This window comes from Collimonas antrihumi, from assembly GCF_018304965.1.
Lineage (GTDB): Bacteria > Pseudomonadota > Gammaproteobacteria > Burkholderiales > Burkholderiaceae_D > Collimonas > Collimonas antrihumi.
This window is the reverse complement of sequence record NZ_JAGQED010000018.1, coordinates 24,983-50,989: the sequence shown is the minus strand read 5'-3', so window position 1 is coordinate 50,989 and position 26,007 is coordinate 24,983. Positions and strand designations below refer to the sequence as shown.

Annotated in this window: 19 protein-coding genes; 9 read left to right on the top strand and 10 right to left on the bottom strand. The window is 54.7% G+C overall.

The genetic code is table 11. The features are described 5' to 3' along the window. Positions 1 to 47 precede the first annotated feature (47 nt). The 8 genes from KHU29_RS15180 (at position 48) to KHU29_RS15145 (ending at position 10,827) form a co-directional block, all read left to right on the top strand. Positions 48 to 938: a LysR family transcriptional regulator gene (locus KHU29_RS15180; protein ID WP_211453609.1), complete on the top strand. Its 891-nt coding sequence runs from the start codon at positions 48 to 50 to the stop codon at positions 936 to 938. A gap of 470 nt (positions 939 to 1,408) precedes the next feature. Continuing rightward, positions 1,409 to 2,467, top strand: a complete 1,059-nt coding sequence (chvE, locus tag KHU29_RS15175) for a multiple monosaccharide ABC transporter substrate-binding protein (RefSeq protein WP_211453639.1) — start codon at positions 1,409 to 1,411, stop codon at positions 2,465 to 2,467. A 153-nt stretch (positions 2,468 to 2,620) separates the two neighbouring features. Next, entirely contained in the window at positions 2,621 to 4,159 is a 1,539-nt protein-coding gene (gene mmsA, locus KHU29_RS15170) for a multiple monosaccharide ABC transporter ATP-binding protein (RefSeq protein WP_211453608.1), read from the top strand. Between the two features lies 1 nt (position 4,160). Next, a complete protein-coding gene (mmsB, locus tag KHU29_RS15165) occupies positions 4,161 to 5,378 on the top strand; it encodes a multiple monosaccharide ABC transporter permease (RefSeq protein ID WP_246542086.1) in 1,218 nt (405 codons plus the stop codon). A gap of 123 nt (positions 5,379 to 5,501) precedes the next feature. After that, positions 5,502 to 7,265 (top strand): IlvD/Edd family dehydratase, encoded by a 1,764-nt coding sequence (locus tag KHU29_RS15160; RefSeq protein WP_211453607.1) that lies wholly within the window; start codon positions 5,502 to 5,504, stop codon positions 7,263 to 7,265. A gap of 93 nt (positions 7,266 to 7,358) precedes the next feature. After that, positions 7,359 to 8,354: an AraD1 family protein gene (gene araD1 / locus KHU29_RS15155; protein WP_211453606.1), complete on the top strand. Its 996-nt coding sequence runs from the start codon at positions 7,359 to 7,361 to the stop codon at positions 8,352 to 8,354. A 43-nt stretch (positions 8,355 to 8,397) separates the two neighbouring features. Then, complete coding sequence (locus KHU29_RS15150; protein WP_211453605.1) at positions 8,398 to 9,978, top strand: aldehyde dehydrogenase (NADP(+)); 1,581 nt, start codon at positions 8,398 to 8,400, stop codon at positions 9,976 to 9,978. Positions 9,979 to 10,035: 57 nt separating this feature from the next. Beyond that, positions 10,036 to 10,827 carry an SDR family NAD(P)-dependent oxidoreductase gene (locus KHU29_RS15145; protein WP_211453604.1) on the top strand — a complete coding sequence of 264 codons (792 nt, stop codon included), beginning with the start codon at positions 10,036 to 10,038 and terminating at the stop codon, positions 10,825 to 10,827. A gap of 17 nt (positions 10,828 to 10,844) precedes the next feature. Here the strand turns inward: KHU29_RS15145 and tssM are convergent, their stop codons facing one another. The 10 genes from tssM to KHU29_RS15095 form a co-directional block, all read right to left on the bottom strand. Continuing rightward, positions 10,845 to 14,516 carry a type VI secretion system membrane subunit TssM gene (tssM, locus tag KHU29_RS15140; protein WP_211453603.1) on the bottom strand — a complete coding sequence of 1,224 codons (3,672 nt, stop codon included), beginning with the start codon at positions 14,514 to 14,516 and terminating at the stop codon, positions 10,845 to 10,847. Positions 14,517 to 14,573: 57 nt separating this feature from the next. Beyond that, a complete protein-coding gene (locus tag KHU29_RS15135; RefSeq protein ID WP_211453602.1) occupies positions 14,574 to 14,828 on the bottom strand; it encodes a PAAR domain-containing protein in 255 nt (84 codons plus the stop codon). A 38-nt stretch (positions 14,829 to 14,866) separates the two neighbouring features. Beyond that, entirely contained in the window at positions 14,867 to 16,003 is a 1,137-nt protein-coding gene (locus KHU29_RS15130; protein ID WP_211453601.1) for a hypothetical protein, read from the bottom strand. 82 nt (positions 16,004 to 16,085) lie between these two features. Next, positions 16,086 to 17,060 carry a type IVB secretion system protein IcmH/DotU gene (gene icmH, locus KHU29_RS15125; RefSeq protein WP_246542091.1) on the bottom strand — a complete coding sequence of 325 codons (975 nt, stop codon included), beginning with the start codon at positions 17,058 to 17,060 and terminating at the stop codon, positions 16,086 to 16,088. A gap of 62 nt (positions 17,061 to 17,122) precedes the next feature. After that, positions 17,123 to 19,189, bottom strand: a complete 2,067-nt coding sequence (locus KHU29_RS15120; RefSeq protein WP_211453599.1) for a phospholipase effector Tle1 domain-containing protein — start codon at positions 19,187 to 19,189, stop codon at positions 17,123 to 17,125. Next, on the bottom strand, positions 19,190 to 19,678 hold the full coding sequence (locus KHU29_RS15115; RefSeq protein ID WP_211453598.1) for a DUF3304 domain-containing protein: 489 nt from the start codon (positions 19,676 to 19,678) through the stop codon (positions 19,190 to 19,192). Positions 19,679 to 19,707: 29 nt separating this feature from the next. After that, the gene (locus KHU29_RS15110) at positions 19,708 to 20,595 is read right to left on the bottom strand and encodes a DUF4123 domain-containing protein (RefSeq protein ID WP_211453597.1); all 888 of its coding nucleotides are present in this window, start codon (positions 20,593 to 20,595) and stop codon (positions 19,708 to 19,710) included. A gap of 24 nt (positions 20,596 to 20,619) precedes the next feature. Further along, the gene (locus tag KHU29_RS15105) at positions 20,620 to 23,181 is read right to left on the bottom strand and encodes a type VI secretion system Vgr family protein (RefSeq protein WP_211453596.1); all 2,562 of its coding nucleotides are present in this window, start codon (positions 23,179 to 23,181) and stop codon (positions 20,620 to 20,622) included. A gap of 263 nt (positions 23,182 to 23,444) precedes the next feature. Further along, complete coding sequence (locus KHU29_RS15100) at positions 23,445 to 24,107, bottom strand: c-type cytochrome (RefSeq protein ID WP_246542085.1); 663 nt, start codon at positions 24,105 to 24,107, stop codon at positions 23,445 to 23,447. Positions 24,108 to 24,355: 248 nt separating this feature from the next. Then, positions 24,356 to 25,297 (bottom strand): LysR family transcriptional regulator, encoded by a 942-nt coding sequence (locus KHU29_RS15095; protein ID WP_211453594.1) that lies wholly within the window; start codon positions 25,295 to 25,297, stop codon positions 24,356 to 24,358. A 98-nt stretch (positions 25,298 to 25,395) separates the two neighbouring features. Between KHU29_RS15095 and KHU29_RS15090 the strand changes: the two genes are divergently transcribed. Continuing rightward, the gene (locus KHU29_RS15090; protein ID WP_343216062.1) at positions 25,396 to 25,998 is read left to right on the top strand and encodes an SMP-30/gluconolactonase/LRE family protein; all 603 of its coding nucleotides are present in this window, start codon (positions 25,396 to 25,398) and stop codon (positions 25,996 to 25,998) included. Positions 25,999 to 26,007 lie beyond the last annotated feature (9 nt).

Genomic DNA, 26,007 nt, shown 5'->3' with positions numbered 1-26,007 from the left:
TTTCGCTGTTGTTTGTTGTTGCTACCCTATACGGAGGCCGGTCCACGATGCGTCTCACCATCAGACAATTACAGATATTCCTTGCTGTCGCCCATTCCGGCAGCACGACCGCGGCTGCCGAACAAGTCGCGCTCTCGCAATCGGCCACCAGCGCCGCCTTGAACGAGCTTGAGAACCTGCTGGATTGCCGTTTATTCGACCGCGTCGGCAAGCGCCTGATCCTCAACGATAACGGCCGCCTCTTATTGCCGCAGGCGGGGCAGGTGGTGGATGCCGCCAAGACCATAGAACAGCAGTTCCTGACGCCGGACATGGCGCAGGGCGGAGGCTTGCAAATCGGCTCCAGCACCACGATCGGCAGTTATCTGCTGCCATCGATGATCGCCGCCTACCGCCAGCAGCACAGTGAGCTGCAAGTGCGAGTGACGATTGCCAACACGGCTGACATCGTCGCCGCGGTGGTTAATTTTGAAGTCGATGTCGGCCTGATCGAAGGCCCCACCCATGCTGCGGACCTGCAAGTTGAGCCATGGATGGTCGATGAGTTGCTGATTGTCGCCTCGCCGCAGCATCCTTTGGCCGGCGGCGAAAAGAAAGTCGGCGTGGCGCAGTTGCGCGAGGCTGAATGGCTGCTGCGCGAACCGGGCTCGGGCACGCGTGAAGCGGTCGAGCAAGTCTTGTTGCCGCATCTGCATTATTTACGGCAAAGCTATGAATTCGGCAATTCGGAAGCCATTAAACACGCCACTGCCGCCGGTCTTGGCGTCAGTTGCCTGTCGCATGCGGTGGTGGCGGATTTCCTGCAAAGCGGAAGGCTGGTTGAGTTGAGAACATCGTTGCCGCGCCTGCACAGGCACTTCTACCTGATCCACAGCAAACACAAAATCCTGTCGCTGCGGCTGATGCAGTTTCTGGCTTACTGCCGCAGTTGGTCTTGAACAGCAGTCCGTCCGAATACGACTGATATCGAAATGGATATCAATCGTGATAAAAAAGTGATTAGTAAGACTTGCCAAGTGTTTTTACACTGGCTTCGGTATTTATTCTCTTGTGATTGATGGCTGAAAGCCTTTCACAGAATTTTTCCCTTCACCATTTCGATATTGAAAAAGATATCGAAATCACGAAAAAATTCATTTGTTTGATATCAATGATGTTCGTAAGATGACGAGGAGATTCAGCGGGAAAGGTCCATATTGATGGTTGCATGACTGCAATATATTTTTGCAATACCGGTAGTCTGCAGTCGCCAGCCATCCTGCAACGGGCCACATGATTAGTAGTTATTAAGTAGTTATTAAGTAGTTATTAAGTAGTTATTAAGTAGTTAGTTAATCGGATAGCTAAAGCAAGCGCCTCACAATGTTCTGACGCAAGATCAAAATAACTAAGGAGACAAGCTGTGAAAATGATTAAATCGACGATTGTTGGATTGATGATTGGCGTGTTCGGCCTGGTGTCCCAGGCTGGTGCGCAAGAGAAGGGCCCGATCGGTATTTCGATGCCGACTAAATCATCCGCGCGCTGGATCGCCGACGGCGACAACATGGTCAAGGTATTCAAGGAAAAAGGTTACAAGACCGATCTGCAGTATGCCGAAGATGACATCCCGAATCAGTTGGCGCAGATCGAAAACATGATCACCAAAGGCGTCAAGGTGCTGGTGATCGCCGCGATTGACGGCACGACATTATCCAACGCCCTGCAAAAAGCCGCCGACAAAGGCGTCAAGGTCATTGCCTACGACCGCCTGATCCGTGGCTCCAGGAACGTCGATTACTACGCTACTTTCGACAACTTCCAGGTCGGTGTCCTGCAAGCCAGCTATATCGAAAAAGCGCTGGACCTGAAGGGCGGCAAGGGTCCGTTCAATATCGAACTGTTCGGCGGTTCGGCTGACGATAACAACGCCTTCTTCTTCTACAACGGCGCGATGTCGGTACTGCAGCCGTATATCGATAAAGGCAAGCTGGTGGTGCGCAGCAAACAGACTGGCATGGACAAGGTCTCGACCTTGCGCTGGGATGGCGCGGTAGCCCAGGCGCGCATGGATAACCTGCTCAGCGCCTACTACGGCAACGCCCATGTGGATGCAGTGCTGTCGCCGTATGACGGCATCAGCATCGGTATCCTGTCGTCGCTCAAAGGGGTAGGCTACGGCACGCCTAAGTCGCCGATGCCAGTGGTGACCGGCCAGGACGCCGAAGTCCCCTCAGTGAAATCCATCGTGCGCGGCGAGCAGCGCCAGACCGTGTTCAAGGACACGCGTGAACTGGCCAAGGTGACGGTCGGCATGGTCGACGCCATGCTGAGCGGCAAAGCACCTGCCATCAACGATACCAAGACTTATAACAACGGCGTCAAGGTGGTGCCTTCCTACCTGCTGAAACCAGTCAGCGTCGATGTCGCCAACTGGAAGCCAGTGCTGGTCGGCAGCGGCTATTACACCGAAACGCAGATCAAATAAGCATCGGCCAGGGCGTAGCAATATGGTGTGATACGTATTGCTAGGTAGCGATAAAGAGTCTTGTTTGGCCGGACCTTGCAATGTGCATGAGTGCATTGCGAGGTCTCGGAGTCAGGCGCTGGCGAAGGTTTGAGGTAAGCGAGGTAACAACAGATGGAAACCATCCTGGAAATGCGCGGGATCGGGAAGACATTCCCGGGAGTTAAAGCATTAGACAATGTCAATCTGGCGGTCCGTAACGGCGAAATCCACGCCGTGGTCGGCGAAAACGGCGCCGGAAAATCCACCTTGATGAAAGTGCTGAGCGGAGTTTATCCGCACGGCTCCTACACCGGCGAGATCCATTTCGAAGGGAAGGCGCGGCAGTTCGACGGCATCGCCGACAGCGAAGAAATCGGCATCATCATCATCCACCAGGAACTGGCGCTGGTGCCGCTGCTGTCGATCACAGAGAATATTTTCCTCGGCAACGAGCAAGCAACGAACGGCGTGATCGATTGGGAACTTTCGTACGCCAAGACCAAGGAATTGCTGGCTAAAGTCGGCCTGAAAGAATCGCCAAGCACGTTGATCACCAACCTGGGCGTCGGCAAGCAGCAGTTGATTGAAATCGCCAAGGCGCTGTCGAAACAGGTCAAGCTGCTGATCCTCGACGAGCCTACCGCGAGCCTGAACGAAAGCGACAGCGACGCCTTGCTGGATTTGCTGCTGGAGCTCAAGGCGCAGGGCATTTCCTCTATCCTGATTTCGCACAAGCTCAACGAAATTTCCAAAGTCGCGGATTCGATCACGATCCTGCGCGACGGTTCCACGGTCGATACCCTGGACTGCCACAAAGAAGTGATCAGCGAAGACCGCATCATCCAGAATATGGTCGGACGCGAGATGGCGGACCGCTACCCCAAGCGCACCCCGGACATAGGCGAGATCATTTTCGAAGTCAGGCAATGGCAAGTGCATCACCCGATACATCCGGAACGGCAGGTCATCAAGGGTGTTGATTTCAGTGTCAGGAAAGGCGAGATCGTCGGCATCGCCGGTTTGATGGGCGCCGGCCGCACCGAACTGGCGATGAGCATTTTCGGCCGCGCCTACGGCCAGCGCATCAGTGGCAAGGTGTTTTTGCGCGGCAAGGAGATCGACGTCAGCACGGTGCAAAAAGCCATCGACAACGGCATCGCCTATGTCACCGAAGACCGGAAAGGCTACGGCCTGATCCTGGACCAGGACATCAAGAAGAATATTACGCTGGCCAACCTCGACGGCGTAGCCGACAAGACCGTGATCGACGAAGGGCGCGAGTATTCGGTCGCAGCCGATTACCGGCGCCAGCTGAAGATACGCTGCTCGAACGTGTTCCAGAAAGTGCTGAACCTGTCCGGCGGCAACCAGCAAAAAGTGGTGCTCAGCAAATGGCTGTTTTCCAACCCCGATGTGCTGATCCTGGATGAACCGACGCGCGGCATCGACGTCGGCGCCAAGTACGAGATCTATACCATCATCGACCAGCTGGCCAGGGAAGGAAAATGCATCATCATGATTTCATCGGAAATGCCGGAGCTGCTGGGCATGTGTGACCGTATCTATGTCATGAACGAGGGGAAATTTGTCGGCGAACTGACGGCGGCAGAAGCATCCCAGGAAAAAATCATGCGCGCAATAGTACGGAATGTGAAGAACGGAGACAACTGAAATGAACCACGATATTCTAGCGCCGACAGCCAATGAGAACCGGCCCCAGCCCGCAGCCGAAAAGAAGGAATACAGCGGCTTCCTGAAAAACAATATGCGCGAATACGGCATGCTCATGTCGTTGATCGCGATCATGGCGTTTTTCCAGTACATGACTAACGGCACCCTGATGCAGCCGCTGAACCTGACCAACCTGGTGCTGCAGAACAGCTACATCGTCATCATGGCGCTGGGCATGCTGATGGTTATCGTGGCTGGCCATATCGACTTGTCGGTGGGATCGGTGGTCGGTTTCATCGGTGCGCTGGCGGCAGTGCTGATCGTCAACCTGCACATGAATTTCGTACTGGCCAGCATCCTTTGCATCCTGGCTGGGGGCGTGATCGGCGCGGCCCAGGGATATTGGGTGGCGTTTTTCAAGATTCCTTCATTCATCGTCACCCTGGCCGGCATGCTGGTGTTCAAGGGATTGACGCTGGCGCTGCTGCAAGGGCAATCGATAGGGCCGTTCCCTGACGATTTCCAGATGCTGAGCTCGGGCTTCATCCCTGATATCTTCAGCGCCGCCGATGTGCGCATCACTTCCTTGCTGGTAGGCGTCGTCGTCGCCGCCATCATGATTTTCGTCAAAGTCCGCGCCCGCAACAAGCAGACCAGGCACGGCATGGAGGATGAGCCTTATCTGTTCTTCATCGTGAAGAACGCGGTGTTTGCCGCGGTTATCATCTTCTTCAGTTATCTGCTGGCTTCTTATAAGGGCATGCCGAACGTACTGATCATCATGTTCCTGCTGATGGTGGTGTACACGTTTATCGCCAACCGCACCACCATCGGCCGCCGCATCTATGCAGTCGGCGGTAACGAGAAGGCTGCCAAACTGTCCGGCATCAAGACCTCGCGCGTATCGTTCTACACCTTCATCAACATGGGCATGCTGGCAGCGCTGGCGGGTTTGATTTTTGCAGCCCGTCTCAATACAGCCACGCCAAAAGCCGGAACCGGCTTTGAATTGGATGTCATTGCAGCTTGCTTCATCGGCGGCGCCTCGGCATCCGGCGGCGTCGGCAAGGTCATGGGAGCGGTGATCGGCGCTTTCGTGATGGGCGTGATGAACAATGGCATGTCGATCATGGGCATCGGCATCGATTATCAGCAGGTAATCAAAGGCCTGGTATTGCTGGCCGCAGTATTTGTCGACGTCTACAACAAGAACAAATAGAACAACTGCAATGCCGTTGCGGATGATTGATCCGCAGCTGGCGATTTTCCAGATTTCATTTTATAGCGGCATCAACCTCGGTGCGGAGAGATGCCGTCCTGAAAATTCAAAAGGAAGCCAAAGATGACTGTCGATAAAAAGAGCCCGCTCCAAAATACACGCCCGCTGCGCTCGGCCGAATGGTTTGGCAGCAACGACAAGAACGGCATGATGTACCGCAGCTGGATGAAGAACCAGGGGATTCCCGATCATGAATTCCAGGGCAAGCCGATCATCGGCATCTGTAATACCTGGTCTGAACTGACACCATGCAACGCGCACTTCCGCAAGATTGCGGAACACGTCAAACGCGGCATTTATGAAGCGGGCGGATTCCCGGTGGAGTTCCCGGTGTTCTCCAACGGCGAATCGAATCTGCGGCCAACCGCCATGCTGACCCGTAATCTCGCCAGCATGGATGTAGAAGAATCGATACGCGGCAATCCGATGGACGCCGTAGTGCTGCTGGTCGGCTGCGACAAGACTACGCCGGCGTTGCTGATGGGCGCGGCCAGCTGCGACATCCCGGCGATTGTTGTCACCGGCGGCCCGATGCTGAACGGTAAACACGAAGGCAAGGATCTGGGTTCCGGCACCGCTGTCTGGCAACTGAGCGAAGCAGTCAAAGGCGGCCAGATCACCATGCATCAATTCCTGGCGGCGGAATCCGGCATGTCGCGCTCGGCCGGCACCTGCAACACCATGGGCACGGCTTCCACCATGGCTTGCATGGCCGAGGCGCTTGGCACTTCCTTGCCGCACAATGCCGCGATTCCTGCAGTCGATGCGCGCCGTTATGTGCTGGCGCACATGTCGGGCATGCGGATTGTCGATATGGTGTGGGAAGACTTGCGGCTGTCGAAAATACTGACTCGTGCTGCGTTCGAAAATGCGATCCGGGTCAATGCCGCGATCGGTGGTTCGACTAATGCTGTGATTCATTTGAAGGCGATCGCCGCCCGTATCGGCGTACCGCTTGAATTGGAAGACTGGACGACAATTGGGCGTGGCACGCCGACGTTGGTTGATTTGCAGCCGTCCGGCCGCTTCCTGATGGAAGAGTTTTACTACGCCGGTGGTCTGCCCGGCGTGCTGCGCCGTCTGGGCGAAGCCGGGTTGTTGCCGCACAAGGACGCCCTGACGGTGAACGGCAAATCGCTTTGGGAGAATAACCGGGACGCACCCATCTACAACGATGAAGTGATCCGCGTCATCGACAAGCCATTGATTGCCGACGGCGGCATTTGCATCTTGCGCGGTAACCTGGCGCCGCGCGGTGCGGTACTGAAGCCATCCGCTGCCTCGCCGGAACTGATGAAGCATCGCGGCAAGGCGGTGGTGTTCGAAGATTTTGCACACTACAAGACGCGTATCAACGATCCGGAACTGGATGTCGATGCCAGCTCGGTGCTGGTGATGAAGAATTGCGGACCGAAAGGCTATCCCGGCATGGCCGAGGTTGGCAACATGGGTTTGCCGCCGAAGCTGCTGGCGAAGGGCATCAAAGACATGGTGCGGATTTCCGATGCCCGCATGAGCGGCACTGCTTACGGTACTGTGGTCCTGCACGTGGCGCCGGAAGCCGCCGCCGGCGGACCGCTGGGCATTGTGCAAGACGGCGACTGGATCGAGCTGGATTGCGAAGCAGGGCGTTTGCATCTGGATATCAGCGATGCCGAAATGGCGCAGCGCCAGACTGCAAGAGCCATAGTGAACGCGGAAACCGTGACTGCACATAGCGGGTACCAGCGCTTGTATATCGACCGGGTTTTGCAGGCCGACGAAGGCTGCGATTTCGATTTCCTGGTTGGTTGCCGCGGTTCGGCTGTGCCTAAACATTCTCACTAATTGCAATCGTGGGGGGCACGTTTTTGTGCCGTCGATGTTTGATAATCCGCGTGGGCAAAAAATCTTGCCCACCCTACAAGAACGGGGAAATACATGTTGTTGGTTCAATTCAAACTGGCCGACGGACAGCGTCGGATCGGGGTACTGGAAGATGAAGGCCGGAAAATCCATGTAGTGGATGGTTATGCCTCAACCTACGAGTTGGCGCAAGCAGCGATCGAAAGCAATAGTTCGTTGCAAAGCGTGGCCAGCGCCGGGTTGGGAGCTGTTGTTCTGGATTACGCTGAAGTTGCGAAGGCCGGTCGCTTGCTGCCACCGCTGGATCACAGCGACAGCGCCCATTGTTACGTCACCGGCACCGGCCTTACCCATCTGGGCAGCGCTGACGGCCGCGACGCCATGCACAAGAAAATCAACGATGTCGATACCCTGACCGACAGCATGAAAATGTTCCGCATGGGCCTGGAAGGCGGCAAGCCGCAGCCCGGCCAGACCGGGGTGCAACCGGAATGGTTTTACAAAGGCGACGGCAGCATTGTCTGCGCTGGCGAGCAACCGTTGACGATGCCGCAATTTGCGCTGGACGGCGGGGAAGAACCAGAGATTGCAGCGCTGTATGTGATTGCTGCGGATGGCACGCCATGCCGGCTCGGCTTTGCGATTGGCAACGAGTTTTCCGATCATGTCACCGAACGTCAGAACTATCTGTATCTGGCGCATTCCAAACTGCGGGTTTGCGCTGTCGGTCCCGCCTTGCTGATAGGTGATTTGCCATCGCATGTGGAAGGCATGTCGCGTATTCGCAGTGTCAATGGCCAGGTGCGTTGGGAAAAGCCGTTTGTCAGCGGCGAAGAGAATATGTCGCATACTGTTGCCAACCTGGAGTATCACCACTTCAAATACCCGCTGTTCCGCCGCCCCGGCGATGTCCATATCCATTTCTTCGGCACGGCGACCTTGAGTTGCTCGGATGGCATCCAGGTCGCACCCGGAGAAACATTCGAGATTGACGTGGCTGCCTTCGGGCCGCCGTTGCGTAACCGGCTCGCAGTCGAGACTTTGGCGACACCGCGGATTCGCCCGCTGTGATTCGGAATCTCTGAACCACAGCCATTTTATTGTTAGGAAAAGCATGGACATCACAGGCGAATCGCTGATCGGCGCTTCTCATATCAAAGGCGGAGGAACTGCCTTTTTTGCATTCAATCCCGCCACCGCCAGCGAACTTCAACCAGCATTCCATACCGCCGGCAAAGCCGAGGTCGACTGCGCCTGCGAATTGGCGCGGATCGCTTTTGATCCTTACCGGAATACCGATCCGGAGACGCGCGCCCGCTTACTGGAAAGCATCGCTGAAAATATCCTGGCTCTCGGCGATCAGCTGATAGAGCGTGCGATGAGTGAAAGCGGCTTGCCGCGCGCCAGGCTGGAAGGCGAACGCGGCCGCACCGTGGGCCAGCTCAGATTGTTTGCCGAAGTACTGCGTGAAGGTTCATGGCAGGATGCGCGGATCGATCCGGCGCTACCGGATCGCCAACCTTTTCCGCGGGTCGATTTACGTCTGCGCATGATTGCATTGGGGCCGGTTGCGGTGTTCGGCGCCAGTAATTTTCCTTTGGCGTTTTCAGTCGCCGGCGGTGATACCGCAGCTGCATTGGCGGCGGGTTGCCCGGTGGTGGTGAAAGCCCATCCTGCCCATCCCGGCACCTCAGAGCTGGTCGGGCGGGCACTGCAGAAAGCGGTATCGGCAGCGGGCTTTCCGGAAGGCGTATTTTCGCTATTGACCGGTATCGGCAACGATCTCGGCATCGAACTGGTGCAGCATCCGGCGATACAGGCGGTCGGCTTCACCGGCTCGCGTCAAGGTGGCCTGGTGTTGATGTCGGCTGCTGCCGCGCGTCCTCAGCCGATTCCAGTGTATGCCGAAATGAGTAGTATCAATCCGGTATTCCTGTTACCGCAGGCGCTGGCCGACAAGGCCGAACCGCTGGCCGCTGCTTTTGTCGATTCGCTGGTGCTGGGCGTCGGCCAGTTCTGTACCAATCCTGGCCTGGTGCTGGCATTGCAAGGACCGGATCTGGAACGCTTCAGTACGGCTGCCGCGACGCAACTGGCGCAGCGCAATGCCGCGGCCATGCTGACGGCTGGCATTCATCACGCATATCAAAAAGGTGTTGGCCGTCTTGCCGCCAACTCTCGCGTACGTCAGCTCAGCCAAGGCGTCGCCAGCGACGCGGCAGGCAGCGGCGTACCGGCATTGTTCAGCACCAGCGCCCAGGATTTCCTGACCGATCCGCAGTTGTCGGAAGAAATATTCGGACCGGCGTCGCTGCTGGTCGCATGCCGCGATATGGCCGAGATGCTTGCGGTGGCGGAGAACCTGGAAGGGCAACTGACCGCAACTTTGCAGATGACCGACGGCGATCACCAGGCAGTGCGCGGACTGCTGCCGATCCTGGAGCGCAAGGCCGGCCGGATTCTGGCGAATGGCTTTCCGACCGGAGTCGAAGTGTCCTATTCCATGGTTCACGGCGGGCCGTTCCCGGCCACCTCGGACAGCCGCACGACGTCAGTGGGCACGGCTGCGATCCAGCGCTTTTTAAGGCCGGTTTCATATCAAAACATACCGCAGGACCTGTTGCCGGCAGCGATTCAGGATAGTAATCCGCTGGCGATCGGGCAGCGTATCAATGGCCAGTTGAGCGGCAAGTAAACTGAAGTAAGGTAAGGTAAGCGGATTTTCCAGGCACCACATTGAACAGGAGTTGATATGCCGGCAGTAAACGACATGGCACAAGCACAGCTGGCGCGTTTCCCCAGCCTGAAAGACAAGAACGTATTCATCACCGGCGGCGGCAGCGGTATCGGCGCGGCGATTGTCAGCGCATTTGCGGAACAGGGCGCGCGCGTAGGTTTCGTCGATATCGAGAAGGAGGCCAGCGAGGCTTTGTGTGAAAGCCTGGCAGCAGCAGGTCTGGTCAAGCCGCTATTTCGTCATTGCGACATCCGCGATATTGCGGCATTGCAGACGACCATACAGGGATTGGCGCAAGAGATAGGCACATTCGATGTGCTGGTCAACAATGCCGCCAACGACCAGCGCCATCAACTGGCGAAAGTAACCGTCGATTATTGGGATGACCGGATCGCCATCAATCAGCGCCCGATGTTCTTTACCTGCCAGGCGATCGCACCGGGCATGCAAAAAAAGGGCGGCGGATCGATCATCAATCTCAGCTCGATCAGCTGGCATCTGTCGAACGGCGGTTATCCGGTGTACACCACGGCCAAGGCGGCTGTGGTCGGCCTGACACGCGGCTTGGCGCGCGACCTCGGGCCGTACAATATCCGCGTCAATACCGTGTCGCCGGGATGGGTGATGACTGAAAGGCAGGTCGCGTTGTGGCTGGATGCGGCGGGAGAGGAAGACATCAAGCGCAACCAGTGCCTACCCGGTAAGTTGCAACCGTGGCATCTGGCGCGCATGGTCTTGTTCCTGGCGGCGGATGATAGTGCGATGTGCACTGCCCAGGAATTCATTGTCGATGCGGGTTGGGCTTGAGTGTCGCTTGAACCTCATTAAGGACTTCCCGGGCAAGAGAATCCTTTCAAAACATCGGGTGTGAAAGGATTCGACGTGGCACCGGCATTCATTTCCAGTACCACTTTGCGCGTATCGAACTGAAATTCCATCGTCGTCCGGCCATCTGCAGACGAACCGATCTGCGTGCCGCGTTCAAGCAAGCGCAATAAAGCCCACGGCCCTTGCGTGGCGATGGTCGATGTTTCCGCGCTAATGCGTGGGGACGCGGTAAGTTCCGCCATTACTCCACCACGCGGACCGGGCCAGTTGACGGTCAGCGCCTGTACCGGGCCATGTGAATAACGCTGCACCTGACCGTCGAGATTGATCAGCAAGGTGGTGATGGTGGGAGCTACGTCCATAGCTTTGACATCAACTTTCCACGCCACCTGTTTGCTGCCTGGCTCACGGAAAAATGCCTCTCTGATGGTACGAATCCGTGCAAACGCATCGGGATTCGGGCCTTGCTGCGCTAGTACTTTGAGTAATTCGTTGTGAGCCGCCGAGCCAGTCAAGTTTGCGTCTTGCATTCCCACGGCTATTGCCCCGCCAAGATTCGCCGGTACCGGAATTTTGTACTTCCATGGCCGGCTGCTGGTATCGACAAACGACGCTAGCTGGTTCTGAAAAAATTCGTCGGCTGCCCCGCCAGCGGCGAACATGCGGCTAAAATTCTCAATCGATACTTCATTGACGCTCGCTGCAAAGGGATAATGTCCTTCGATGCTGCGCTTGCATAGGTCGCTGACCTGGCTCGTCATCAACGCATTGATCCGGTCGACCTGGCGTTGTGCCTGAACCCGGAAGATGCTGGAGGTACCATCCGATATCTTTTTGCTGCCGCTATCTTCCAATGTTGTCAGAACGCGCTTGAAAGGCGCCGGCAATTGCACGCTAGCCTGTTCCAACTTGATCGCAGTGTCGATTCTGGCGGGAGGAGCGCTGTTGGTCGCCAGTGCGGTGTCGGCGACCGTCAGCACCGTGTAATATTCGTTCAGCAATGCCATGACATTGGCCAGAGCGGGCAGGGTCACGGTTTTTGCTTGCCCGATCTCAGGCTGTCCTGTGACGACTTCGCGCAGGATTGTGAAATGGTTATCGACCAGTTCTTTCTCTTGTCGTTCCTGTGGGCTGATACCCAATGCGCCCCGGCTTTTTTTCTTGAGAGCTTCAGTGGCTTTATCAAGCAGGTTTCTGTTGTCGCTCTGCATATCTAATGGCCGCGACAGGGTGGTTTCCTGCGCTGCCGCTCTTGCTAAACGCGCCAATGGAGAATCCTGCGCAGACAAAGTGTGCAAGACGTCCATATCTGCTTTCAGATCCTTCCCGCTGACAGCGTCGATATCATCCAGATATGTAGTCCAGTGTCGGGTATAGTCTTCCAGGTATTGACGTCGGATAGCTTGTGTCACTGGATCATCTTCACGCATGGATCTGGCGACATCGGCCGGCTTTTGTTCAGCATGGCGATGGCCCATTACCCATGCATCGTCGGCCTGTGCTTTAGCCACAAATTCGGATAAGCGTACATCGAACAGCCGGTGGTAGCCGTCATAGGTAAACAGGCCCGGAATCCCCTTATCTAAAGGCGCACCTGAAATGCGTAAGAACACTGTGCTTGCCCCAGGCCCAACCGCGCGCGTCAATGTAAAATCCCGCGGCGCTTCCTGCATCATGGCGGCTTTGGCACGTTCGTACAAACGTAGCGTCGATGGGCTGCCATTCAAAAGCTCACGTGCTTGCTGGACCAGGGCGGCATTTTGCGGCGTAGTTGCTTGCACTACGCGCTCCCCTGAAAATAATTGTTTGACATGGCCGGCCATGGACGCTCGGCCGCCAAACGTAGCCACGCTATCTGGCGAGGACCAATCTTTTTCCACCCATCCTTGTACATCGGCTGCGCTGAAGTAGGCTTTGTCGTGCAACTGTAAATACACGCGTAAGGTGTCATACGCGGTTTCGGCATCCTTGTTGATGACAGCTGTCGCCAAGGTCGCTTCCATGCGTTTGATTATCTGCGGCAACAGCAGGCGATCTCCCAACGCTGCGTAATTGTCGTGCGCTGCTGCGGCGACAGGCGGCGCGCTGTACAAGCCGTAAGCAAATCCGGTTGACGGCGCTTTGATATCCAACCCACGATATAGCGGCAACTCCTGTGCCGCCGTCAATGCGTCTGGCACCACTGACATTCGTTCGGTATCTGGCAAAGCAAACAGCTTGTTCATGCGTTGCATGAGATCGGTGGTCTTATCGGCGATTGCGTGCAAATATGCAGAGTTATTGCCGAACGATAGGATCAGTCCTGTCACCAACCAAAATCCGATGACTACGGCGCTGGCATGGCCGATCCAACGCAACAGACGTAAGCGAAATACTCTGCGCAAGTTGGGGCGTGCCAAATGCGCTTCCGGAATAATGACCTTGTTGAACATGTCGCTCAGAAAATAGCCGCGATTGCCGCTTGTCGGACTCGCTTCTGGATTAGCCCGGTGCGCGTCGTGTGTTGCGGAGTTTGTCTTATCTTTTTCGTCGTTTTCAGCTGTGAGTTGACGTTGCAACGGCGTCAGCTGATCCGCTGGAATGCGGTGTTCTCCTTGTGCAGCGCTGGTGAAGTAGATTCCACGTAGCGAGTGACGCGTTTGCGTATTGTCAAAGCTGCTATCACAAAATATCGCGCCAAGGATGGATGTCAGTAGGGACGTCAAGCTGTCGAATTCCTGCGGCAACGCTGATAAGGCCCGGCGCCGGGCATGATCCAGTTCATCCCGCTGTTGCCGTTGCAAACCGTCGTCAAGACGCCGGCTCAGGGTTTGCAACTCACTTTGCAGCTCGTTTTCCAGCGGCGAAGTCCTGGCGGTGTATTTGCCCCCGGTCTTAACGTAAGGCAAAGTGAAGCCCCATGCCTGCGCCCGGTTTTCGGCCGTGAGCGAATGAAAGTAATCGGTAAAGCCTTTCAGCAGATCCATCTTGGTGACGATCACATAGACTGGAAAGCGGATACCCAATTCGATGCGCAGTTCATGCAGCCGTGCGCGCAGCTGATCCGCGTAGGCCAGGCGGTCAGACTCGCTCTGAGTTAGTAACTCACCGACATCGAGCATCACCAATGCACCGTTGATCGGCGTGCGCCTGCGGTATTTGCGCAGCAGGCCCAGAAAGCCAAGCCATTCTGCATTGTCCCTCGCAGCAGCAACTTGCTGTACGACGTATCGTTCGGGGGCGTTGATCAGCACAATAGAATCGGACAACCACCAATCGGCATGACCGGCATGGTTTTGCGCGCTCGATGAATCGGAAGCGATCGATATGCGGCCAGACGGCGGAAATGTCAGACTGGAATTGAGCAGAGCACTCGTTTTTCCAACGCCGTGTTTACCTATCACCAGGTACCAAGGTCCCGCGTACACGTGGCGATTTCCTTCCCACAGACGTCGCAAACCACGGGCGCCACGCATGCTTCTAAGCCGCATCAAAGAGCGCTGGAATGCCCCATCCAATTTGTCGAGAGCACTCTTGAGAGCGGGATCGAGCGTATCGGAGTTGGCTTTCTTTTTGGGAGTCTTTTTTTGTTTAAGGATGGCGTCGTCAGATGATTTGTCCGGTATCGGGGTTGCTGTGTCGGATGGCGGCGGTACGGGTGAGGCAATGTCTCGGGATTGATTCGTCATGCGTGCTTTTAACTATTCCAGTTCATTGCGCTTATGCAGCAACAATATTTACCACTATTAAAAAGAGGCGATCAGTTTTGCGCCACAGCCCGTTTCGTCGCCATCATGCGCCACCAGTTTCCCCATATGTCTGCGGCCGTTACCCTTGGGCAGAATCGGAAAATTTCCCTTACATTTGGGACAGCGTGTCATGTCACTCTCTTGCGCCACGGCGATACCCATGGCCTTCATCGTGGACGCGCTGATCACTTCGCCGCCGTGATCGGTTTTATCGCCCAGCCGGATTACTGACTTGCCTTCTGCGTTTTTCATGGTCGTTTCCCTTGATTGCTTGGTCTTGATAGATATTGTTATTCCTGCGACTTGCCAATTTTGCTCAAATCAAGCACAAAAGCATTTTTTAACCCGCCGCGAGAAATCGTTCCAGTCAAAATACTGCCGTCAGATGACGTTCCTGCGATATATGACGTGTCAATGTTGCCGGGTGCCGGCCCTAAGTCCACCATGCCTTTGTTTACACTCCATTGAAATAAACGTCTTTCGCTGACACTACGTCTCGAAGATATTCCAAAGACAAGTGCGCCGTTTCCACTGACAGCTATGGCTTCCAATTTTTCGTCTTCATCATTAGTAAGTGCTCCTAAGTCTTTCATGCCATTCTTTTCTGTCCACTGGAATGCGTGATTAACTCCATCGGCAAACACCGATCCGACGACGGTAGAACCGTCTGCGCTTACGTTAGTTGCGTAACTTGATAAAAAATGGCCTTTGATTGTGGTGATGTCTTTCATTCCTTCATTTTTTTTCCATAGAAAAGCTCGATTACTCGTACCATCCGCATTTATATGGCCGACCACAATGTCACCATTCGGTGTCATTGCGGTAACATCGGAATCTTCCCTTGTATTTTGCGGTGATCCCAGATAGGTGAGCACTCCATTCGACACGATGGCGGCTCGTGTGCGAGCACCTTGATTTAATAGGCGCACTCTACCCGCCATGATCGTTCCGTCGGCACTGAGCGCTACAGGATAAAAGTTTTCTAATTGCGGATTGGCTTTTGTCAAATCAACGAGACCGGTTTCGGCGGTCCATCTAAACGGGCGCGAACGTTCTTCCACCGCGTATTGCAATAATCCAACAATAACGGATCCATCGGCATTTACGGCAGTTGCCCATGACCAAGGAACTGCACCTTGATTGATATCGATCATGCCAGTTGTGCTCGACCATGCGAAAGCATCAGAATCACAACGACATTCCGCTCCCTTAAAATCAGCACTGCCAACTACAACCTTGCCATTCGCGCTAATTGCTCGCGCTTCTGTAAAGCCAGCAGCGGCAATTGGAGTAGTTAGGTGCTGCAATTCCGAATCGTCAGTAGCAGGTAGGTCGCGACTCATGGCTAATTGAGTTATGCCAAGTACGGTGATTGTTGCGAATAAGATTTTTTTGGCTTTTTTCATCGGTGTATTTACGTTAGTCATTTTTCAGTCGTCCCAGAAAATTCGTGTTCTCGGTTTTTAATTCAGGCATTTTCCGTCTGCGGTTTTGTGGTCGTTTTTTTTATTACCTGGTTGGGGAAGGTGTTGCCGGTGGTGCTGACATCGCGCTGATGGCAACGATGTTGTCGACCACCTTGTTGGTCATTTCCACTAACTGGTATTTGTAATACCCGCATGTCACCAGTACCACCAGCGTCATCACGGTGGCCGAGACCCGCACTGGAATGCTGCGGAAGGCCTGAAAACGGTCCGGTGCCACGCCCTGCAAGTGAGGTGACAACGCCGATGGAATTGGCTCGCGGCCAGCTGTAATCAGCGTATCCAGATGCTTGCGTATTGCGACGAGATGGCGCGGGCCATCTGGATCGCTGCGATATTGACCCTGGAAACCCAGGCAAAGGATGTGATACATCACTTCCAGCAAATCGCAATGCTGTTCCGGCTGTGCCGTTGACAGCCTTCCGATCAGCAAGAAGAATTTCCGACCGCCTTCGCTATCGCTGTGCTGGGATTGCGCCAGCATGCCTGACGCCCACGGGCCGAGTTCACCGTTTGTACCGCCACCCCAAGGCGTGCTGTTGGCAGCCTCATCGATGGCGGTACATAGGCAATAACTCGCCGTCTTTACATGTTTGGGATCGATGTTCGCCCGGGTGCATAGCATCTCAAAATTGCTTACCTCGCACTGGATGATACGACGGAAGGTTTCGATTCGGATGCGGCTGTCAAAATGTGTGTCCGGTAAATCCGCCAGTGTGCGCAATAATGGCTTGGCCGCTTGATATAAGGGATTGCGGGCGGCAATGATCTTCTCCTGCCTATAATGTAGCTGCTCGGTCGTTTCCATAGCCTCGCTGGCGATGGCGTTGATCTTTGCTTCAGTTACGCCGGCATCCCTGATTGCTTGTGAGGGGGCTTCGACCGAAGCATGCGCCGACGCCCGAGATGCAATACTGGTTTCCCATGCAAATTCGTCATAGCTGGCGTCGTCATGATTAATGCCCGCATACAATGTGGAGTCCGATGTAGTGTCTGTCATCAAAGGTTTCTGCTCAAGGTTGTCACTGCGAATTGCCTGAGCCAAGGCTCAGGCGTGTTCTATTATTCAAATACAACACGTTGCCGCAAAAATCCGCTGCCTTCGCGTCGGGTTCCGGTTTGGGTTCTCATGAAAGGATTGAGCAATTGCCCGGTATCAGCGTCGGTTTGTAGCGGAAAACATTTAGCCAGCACGGCTTGTTCCTCTTGGGTGAAAGGTGTCTGCTGATTGGCGGAATTCAGCGCCTGGAATTTTTCCAGGCGGAGGCCGCCAGTTTTGTCGACGTCGTTGTACGCATCAATCCGTTGTTTTACGATATCCATGGCCACCGGGTCTTGTTGATACGCATCCCACACTTGCCTGTCGTAAGACCCGGAAGGCGCTTGCCCCGGCTTACTGTATTTCCGTGCCAGCGTTAGTAGCTTTTCTGCCTTGTCTTCATCAGACGAGTAACCGGCCAGATAAAACGATGCCAGCGAGTCGTGCACTTGATTGATCAATAGCGACATATAGTGCGGCTCGGTCGAGTCCGTCGCTTGATCGAATTGTTTCAATGCCCATATCTCGTTCTTGCCCGGCGGGACGCTGGTACCCGCGAGCAGCCGTTGCCAGGCATTCGCGAACTGGGCTTCTTTCGAGGCGTGAGTGATGTGACGATCAGAAATGCCACTAACGTACCGCGTTGCATTTTTTTCTCGCCCGCGCAAGACCGCCAGGTCGCCTTTTAACAATTCGTTGTAACTATTCAGGTCTTCCTGGTCCTGCTTGCTGGCTTTGGAAAACGAAGGAATGTTCTGGTACTCGTTCAGATATCTGCGTCGGAAACTATAAAACAGGCGCATATGCTCTCGTACCATGGCGTGATAACTTCCCATTACAGTTCCGTTCGGTTCGATCTTGAAATCTGCTTCGGGTTTGAAATCGAGAGCTTTCATGTAGAAATTCCAGGCTTCGCTCAGATCGGAACTAAGATCGTAATCGGCAGTTAAATCCGACGGCATTTGTGCATGGGACAGCAAGGGTACTCCAGCCGTAGTCGCTGCTCGATGCATATGTAGCAGCGGTATCTGCGAGAGCATTGTGCCCATTGTCATCCCCCGGCCCTGATCACCCGGACTGTAACCGCCGCCGACATCGCTGTGCACGCCTGGATACATATATTCGGTGACATCATTACCTTTGACGCGGGTGAGCGGAAAGTTGCGACGTTGTTCGTGGGCCGCGACGTAGTGCACAGTTTTTTTGACACAGCCAGGTAAAGGTTTTCGGATTTCCTTGGCCCAGCTAAAGTGACCGTCAGCAAAGAAAAGCGGTGTCGTTTCTGATGCGGAATTCGCTGGGCCAATTGACGCCACACTGTCGAACAAGCCTAAGAAATTAATTTCGGCACGCATGCTGGCAAGTTTTCCGTCTTTCAGAACATCAGAAAACCAGTAACAAAAAGCCCGGGCTTCGACTGCGCCGCGAGAAAAGCCGAATACGTTCAGTGTAATTTTTGGAATAACTGGTTGCTGCCTGTCTTGACGTGCCTTGCTTAATTTTTCGTCGAGTATTTTGCTGAGTTCGTCAAACCAACTTCGGCGAGTTGGACGCGGAGTTTTTGGATCACCCAAGGGGTCGTTGGTTTCGATGTCTTTAGCGTATTGCTGGATTTTGGCGGTAATTTCCTGTCGGCTGAACATAAAGGCATCTTCGCTAAATGCCCGGTAAATCGCGTTATAGACTTCAAGTAGCGCAAATAAAATTCTAGCCTGGCCACCTTTACCAAAGGCTTTCCCATCTGTGGTTTCGCGCCACTCGAGGTTTTCAGGAAAACGTGTACCGAGACCGGGGACATAAAACTTGTAGTGCCCTGGTTCTTGTAGCGCTCCTTTTTCATTGACATCTTTATGTGCATTAAACATTTTGACGACGTTGGTATGACATTGTTGCGGCATGTCGCGAATCATGTTGTTATTGGTGCCATCGAAAAACAAACCAATATTGATCAATTTTTGGCAAGGGGGAGCGTTGACGGTGGGCTGTTGGTCTTTAAGAATGCGACTAGCCACGTTGACAGTTTTTGGCGTCATTTCTTCTGTTGCGGAACTTGAAATGCGCGGTGGCGCGGAGAGAATCGGTTCGCTCATTTACTCTTCCTCCGGTGGGGCGATTGTCAGACTCTTAAGAATTGGATGGTTTGGATTTTGGGCACCATAACGGGCAGCTGAGACTATACGTACCTCATCGTTTGCAAAAAAATGAACAAAAATATCTCCGGCTTCGTTATAGCGCCGAATCGTGGTGTTTTTTTCTATCCAATCGCGTGCATTCGGTTTCCAGCGCACCTTAACTTTCATGCCGGGTTGCCATGTCAAGGGGAGCATGTAGCCAAAAGCACCACTTCCGCCGCAACTGAGTCCCCCTAGCATTTGCTTGCTAAATGGTTCTTGAACGTAAAATGAAGTAATGGGAGGAGCGCCGTCATGGCTCAAACATCCGATAGACACGGGGGTCATCGGAATATTGACAACCATGGATGGCTTGGAGATCGCTTCCGGCCCCGTGTTCTGTGTTGTAGTCGTACAGCCGCTGAGTGCCAGCGTCGCGGCGAGTAAGTGTGAATATCTGATGTGCATGAATTTCCTTCGTTTCAATATTTTTTCGATCACTGTGCTGAAGCAGCACGTTGCAACGCGATCTCCACGCCATATTTTTTCGCGTCCTCCAACAAGGTCAATGCCTGTTCCCGTTCGGGAAGCATGATGGCTTGTGTAACCAACGCATATCTCTCCGCATCATTGTTAATGCGGTACACGGTCAACTGTTTCAATAGCGCACTGATCATGCTGTACAGGACTGAAGGAGTGCGTTCCGCGACCACGGGGAACGCTTTCTTGGCGAGATCGCAGAGGATGAAATCCGCCTCGCCACCATTGATTAGGTCAACGTACTGTCTGTCGGTGATATCGATGGCATTACCTTCGCCGACAGCGGGCCGGATATAGGTAGCAGCGTCCAGACAAGTGCCGTCGACGCTGGTAAGCGTGCCTTTGCGATTAATCAAATGCCATGCCGTGAAGCCGGAACAGAACGCACTGTGTTGTGCATCATTGAACATCTTTAGCGCATTCTGACTGCACATGACATCGGCAAACCGCAGCGGCATGCGCACGCCATCGGAAGTTGTGCGTATCTGTAAAAAACCTGCAAAGTGCTGTTGCATCGCCCCGAGGGACAACGGGCTTTGCAGAACGCTCAGCATCGGTTTGTCGACACTGAACTTGAGTAACTTTGGTAGATTCTCCGGCGACAGATTCATCAGAAACGGTGCGCATTCTTCATACCCGCTTAACACCGTGTTGTCATACAGCGAGACGACACCGGTATCGGTTTGATTGCTGAGCGCCCAAAGTTGGCGGCCTAGATTATCGTCAAAGACGCCGTCGACCAGCGCATACACGCGGAGCTTGCCGTGCCTTTCAATGGTCGCGCTGATAGTTGTCTGGATCAGGCTGTTTAATTCAGGGTGGTGTGGATCTACGCCGAAATACATAGGGTTATTCTTTCAGGTAAGTCGTCAAAGAGTAGGGGAGCCAGCGACCGAACGCGCTGCCATGGCTGCGCTCATGCACTCTTTGCATACGGACTGTGGAAATGTAGGTAAGGCAAGAGGAACGCTCTTCGGTCCAAACGTCTGCGTATCTGCCGACCACACGTGGAACACGCCAGGCGTGCGGCCGATGATCCCGTCATCGTCGCCACCGATGACAAACTCGCTGTGACCGCCTTGCAGGCGAATCCCTTTCCTGGCTTTCAGATTGATCCAGTCGGTGGCGCTGATAATGTCCATGACCTTCTTGGCGATCAGTTCCATGTCGTCGTTCTGCGCCTGTATCTGCACTTTGCCACTGGCGGCAATCAGTTTGATACCAAGTTTATGGACAAATACCGACAACTTATCGGCAATGCTGGCATACAGCGATTTACCCACAGCCATCGATAGATGCCAGCCGCTGGTCAACGCAATATGCTCGCCGCTGGCGATATGGGTCGATTTCGGCGTCGTGGTTTCAATTCCGGCAGGACTGGCAAGAACCAGATGTGGTTCTGTCAGTTCCGGGAAATTCCCAGCTTTCGCATCACCGCCGCTACCTTTGATCGCATCGTTCTGCGCCTTGATAGCCTTGCAGACATCACTCTGATCGACGCCGTTTTCTTGCGCTTGATGTTGCTGAGCGAGATCAGCCTGGCTTTCCTGTTGTTCACGTGCTTGCGTCAGCCGCTGCACCGGTTCATCAATGTCCTTGATATGGCTTTGCGCCTTGTTCCGCGCTTCGGTAGTGATGATCAAACCATCCTTGGCGCGTATCGCGCCATGGCCGTCGGTGCGCAACTCAAAACCTTCACCCCGCGGATCTTTGCGACCAGCGTTGTCTTCAATGCGGGTGATATTGCCGAGACTGAGCTGGCTGTGCTGATGATCGCTCTTGAGTTGTGTTTGTATCTTGTCTTCAGTGTCGTCCAGGATCAGATGATTGCTTCGGCCGCCGGCGCTGTTGCCGCCGTCTTTGCTGAGCTCGCGTGAGCGCCAGCCGGATAGTGCGCTTTGGCCGGGCAACGACCAGGGCGGCGTATTGAGCGTATTGTGTACGCGCCCGGTGCAGATCGGCAAATCCGGATTCCCGCTGATGAAATCGATCAAGACTTCCTGGTTGATGCGGGGAATGTGGATGGCGCCCAGTTGATTGCCCGCCCATGGACTGGAAACCCGCACCCAGCAACTGCTGTTTTGATCGCTTTGCCCCAGACGATCCCATTGGAATTGCACCTTGATCCGGCCTAGATTGTCGGTCCAGAGCGGTTCATTCTCCGGCCCGACGACGATGGCGGTGAGGATGTGCATGGCCGGTCTTGGTGTGACCCGTTCGGGGCGATATTGTCCGCCACGCAACGGCACCACTTCAAAATCGACATTGACACGGAACTGTTGTGAACCGCTATCCTGAGGTTGGGTCGCTTGTCCGACTTCCTCCATTTCGAAGTGCGTGGCGACGATTAAATATTCAATGTTGGCTTGAGTCGACGGATGACGGCCCAGCTTGAAGGTGCAACCAGGCACCACGGCACGCAAGTGGCCAGAACCGCTGGCGCGCTGAACGTCGTTGCGTAAACGTTCCATCCGTATGCGGGCATTTTTCCTGCCCTCGTCCAAAGGATCATTTGTTGCCTGCTGAGGGCCGGCTTTCGGTTGCACATAATGTGCATCGGTATGGTATTCGTAGACCTCGGCATTATGGTCGGACGCGCGCGGGTCATTGTCGGTTACTTCAAGTGTGCTTCTCGGCCGGGTGTAATCGTAATCGCGTGTAGTGTAGCGGCCGGGTGTCAAGCGTTGCGACGGTGAGAATGTATGGATGTATTCCTGGTCGATGCGCGGCTTTTCGTCAAAGTAGTTAAGTGCGTGATAGGCCTCGCTGTGAAACGGTCGATGCGATGAATTGCTGTCTGATAGCACTAGGCGATGCTTACCGTCTGTATGTTCGAAGCAATAATTTATGCCGGCGTCCTGGCATAATCTGCTGAAGAAAGTGAAATCCGATTCCGAATATTGGGTAACGTAATCTCTCTTGGGGTAGTCGTCAAAAAGACGCTTGTCGACCGAGAAGGTGTATTTGGATAACACTTCATCCAGAATGTCGACAACGGATTTGTCTTGGAAAATCCGGCAATCGGCGTTGTCATCAGCTAGTCTCAGCCAAGGTTCCAGCGTAAGTTCATAAAACGCATGGCGCCCGACTTGCCGCAGCATTGTGGCACGCGTAATGATCCCGGAAATTTCGCGGATGCCGGCGCCTACGTTCGCCGAACCGCTGCTACCGGGCATGCCCGGGATAAAGCTGCCCGCGCCATCCAACTGTATTTCTACCGTCAGTTCTTGCCGTTCAAATGCGGCGAGATCATGATCGGCTGCCGGGCCGAAATTGAGCATATCATCTGGGGTTTTAAGCAGAATCTTATAAATGAAGAGATTATTGAGCGCCTCAGTGCCCTTGATGCTCACAGCGACTAACGCCGGTTGTCCCATTATTTTTGGGATGGCTGCGCTTTTTACACTCAGTGTTCGTGGGGAAGTAAACATAGTGGCGGCAACTCCAGGTAGGATGACAAATTATTAAAATTAATAATACGTCAACTTCCCCTGCCGCATGTATGGTTTTTTTGGTAAGTATAGTTATTTTTTTAATAAAATTTAGAACATGGATTTCTTGGCGACCATTGTTGTTAAGTCATTGAAGATAGCCGACACGTCGGCTTGGTAAATCCGTGATTTGTCGAACGGAGATGATAGCGCGATGTGCACCGCGCAGGAATTCATCGTAGATGCAGGTTGGGCTTGAGCGCTCAGCTGCGCGCATCTTTCGGCTTATCACCCAGCGGCCAGTCATGTGATTTTCCGGGATAGACCGGTCGCGGCTGATGGGTGAAGAATTCCGATACATCCACCGCCTCCTGGTCCGTCAAGGTGCCACCCTGGCCCAGCGGCATATTGTGTTTGACGAACGCCGCCGCCGTGTAGGTGCGGGCCATGCCGGCGCCGTCGTTGAAGGAGTCTGCTCCCCATAGCGGCGGGAAGGTATAGCCGTGTTCGCCGTTTTTCATGCCTGCTCCGTCTGCACCATGGCAGCTCGCGCATTTGTCTGCATACACCTGCTTGCCGTGGTTCGGATCCGCCTTGAGTTTCTGGTCGATCGCTCCGAAACCTCTTCCCGCCACGCTTACGCCAGTCGGCACGCCGGTCGACAACCACTGCATGTAAGCCAGGATATTCGTCATTTCCGTCGACGTATATGGCAGCGGCTTGCCATTCATCGAACGCTCGAAGCAATCGTTGATCCTTTCCTGCAAGGAGATCAGCTTGCCGCTACGCGCGCGGTATTCCGGAAAAACTCCCCAGATACCGACCCACGGCGATGCGTTCGCCGTGGCGCCGCCAGCCAGATGACAATTGGTGCAATTGAGGCCGTTCCCGACATTTTTGGGCAGGCGCTGATGGGTCTCGTTCATCAGTTTCCGGCCTTCCTGAATCGCGGCTCCCCTGGGGCCGGCTGGAATGCTTGATTCCGCTGGCGCACGTACCTCAGTCACGGACGTTTGTGCGCCAGCATTACAAACAAAGAAGGCGGCTGCAATTAAAGCCGGAAATCGGTATTTTGCTAATTTGGTTAACATCGACCATCCCCTTTTTTCTGATTTTTTATTGACCGCCCCGGATCATGATGTTTGCCGTCGCCGTCGGGGCTAACGTCTCTACTCTAGTAGATTTGCGCCGCGACGTCACGAATCGTTTGTTGCAGGATTTTCGCGCCCGGGGAAAGTATCTGCAGACGCCGGGTGATGATGCCGAAGCCATCCATCTTGCACGGCAACTCGATCGGCAGTATCGCCAGTACGTTCACCTGCGCATAAAAGCGCGCCACCTCGGCCGGCATCACGTGCAGGAAATCGGTTTGCTGCAACAGGCTGCTGATGACCAGGATCGCGGTGGTGTCGACCACGTTGGCGGGCGGCGCCAGGCCGTCCTTGTGAAACATCATGTCGACCCGATGGCGCAAGATGCTGCCCTTGGGCGGCAGGATCCAGCCGGCATCGGCGATATCCTTCAACTGCAGGTTGGTGACATGGCGCAAGGGATGATCGACTCGCGCCACTGCGCATACCGGTTCGTCCGATAACTCTTCATAGTCGAGATTGTGGTTGTCATCCTGATCCATGATGCGCGCCACCAGGAAATCCAGCGAGCCGCGCTGAAGCCGCTCCAGCAAGATATTGCTGCTCTCCACCTCGACCCCGATCCGCAGCATCGGCGCCTGCTGCTTTAGCCGTGCAATCGCCGGCGGCAGCAGCACCATGCCGGGCGACAGGATCGCGCCGACATTCACTTGCCCGGACAGGCCGGACTTCAGCGCCGTGATGTCGTCGTGCGCATGCGACAAACTGGTCAGCGCCATGCGCGAATGGCGGATCATCGCTTCGCCATAGATGGTCGGCCGCATGCCGCGCGGCAGCCGCTCGAACAGCTGCACATCCAGCATGTCTTCCAGATCCTTGAGTTGCTTGGAGGCGGCCGGCTGCGTCATGTTGAGCGCCTCCGCCGCACGATGGATATTGCGCTCATCATCCAGTGCTATCAGCAAAAGCAGCTGCCGGGTTTTCAGGCGTGCGCGCAGAAACCAGTTGGTGTCGTTGGTAGGCATTGTCGTCTTATTAGTTGATTTTTTTGTACGCCATTTATTGGATCCACCTTTGATCCACTTCGCTCCACCGGCTTTGCCGCCACGGTGAAGCTCTCAAAATGATACCAAATACAGTATTGATGTGGCGTAAAAATTCATTGGATCGATATCGCAGCAATCCTTGCTATGAGCCCACATTCACGCTGGTCCAGCGTCGTCATGCTTACCTGGTTACCGCGTGCGGTCCTGCAGTGGATGAATTCATAATAATTTCAAGGAGACGTAACAGCATCTGCTTTAGTCCGGATGGACACACCATGTATTACTGCGATTCGCCCACCAGGACGATTCGTTGCTGCGACTACGACACCGATGCCGGCACGATCGGCAACGATCGCCTGTTTGCCGACTTGCAGGAGCAGCCGGGCGAACCGGATGGCTCAACTATCGACAGCGCTGGTTATCTGTGGAATGCCCGGTGGGGCGGTCATCGTGTGCTGCGTTACGCGCCGGACGGCAGCATTGAGCGCATCGTCCAGGTGCCGGTAGCGCAGCCTAGTTGCGTGGCGTTTGGCGGGGCGGCTTTGGATACGTTGTACATAACCAGCGCGCGTGAATCGCTATCGGATGCTGCCTTGCTGGCCGAGCCGGCAGCAGGGGGAGTGCTCCAGTTACGCCTGCCTGATGTGCGTGGTTTGCCGGAAGCCCGGTTCCGAGACTGACCAGCCGCA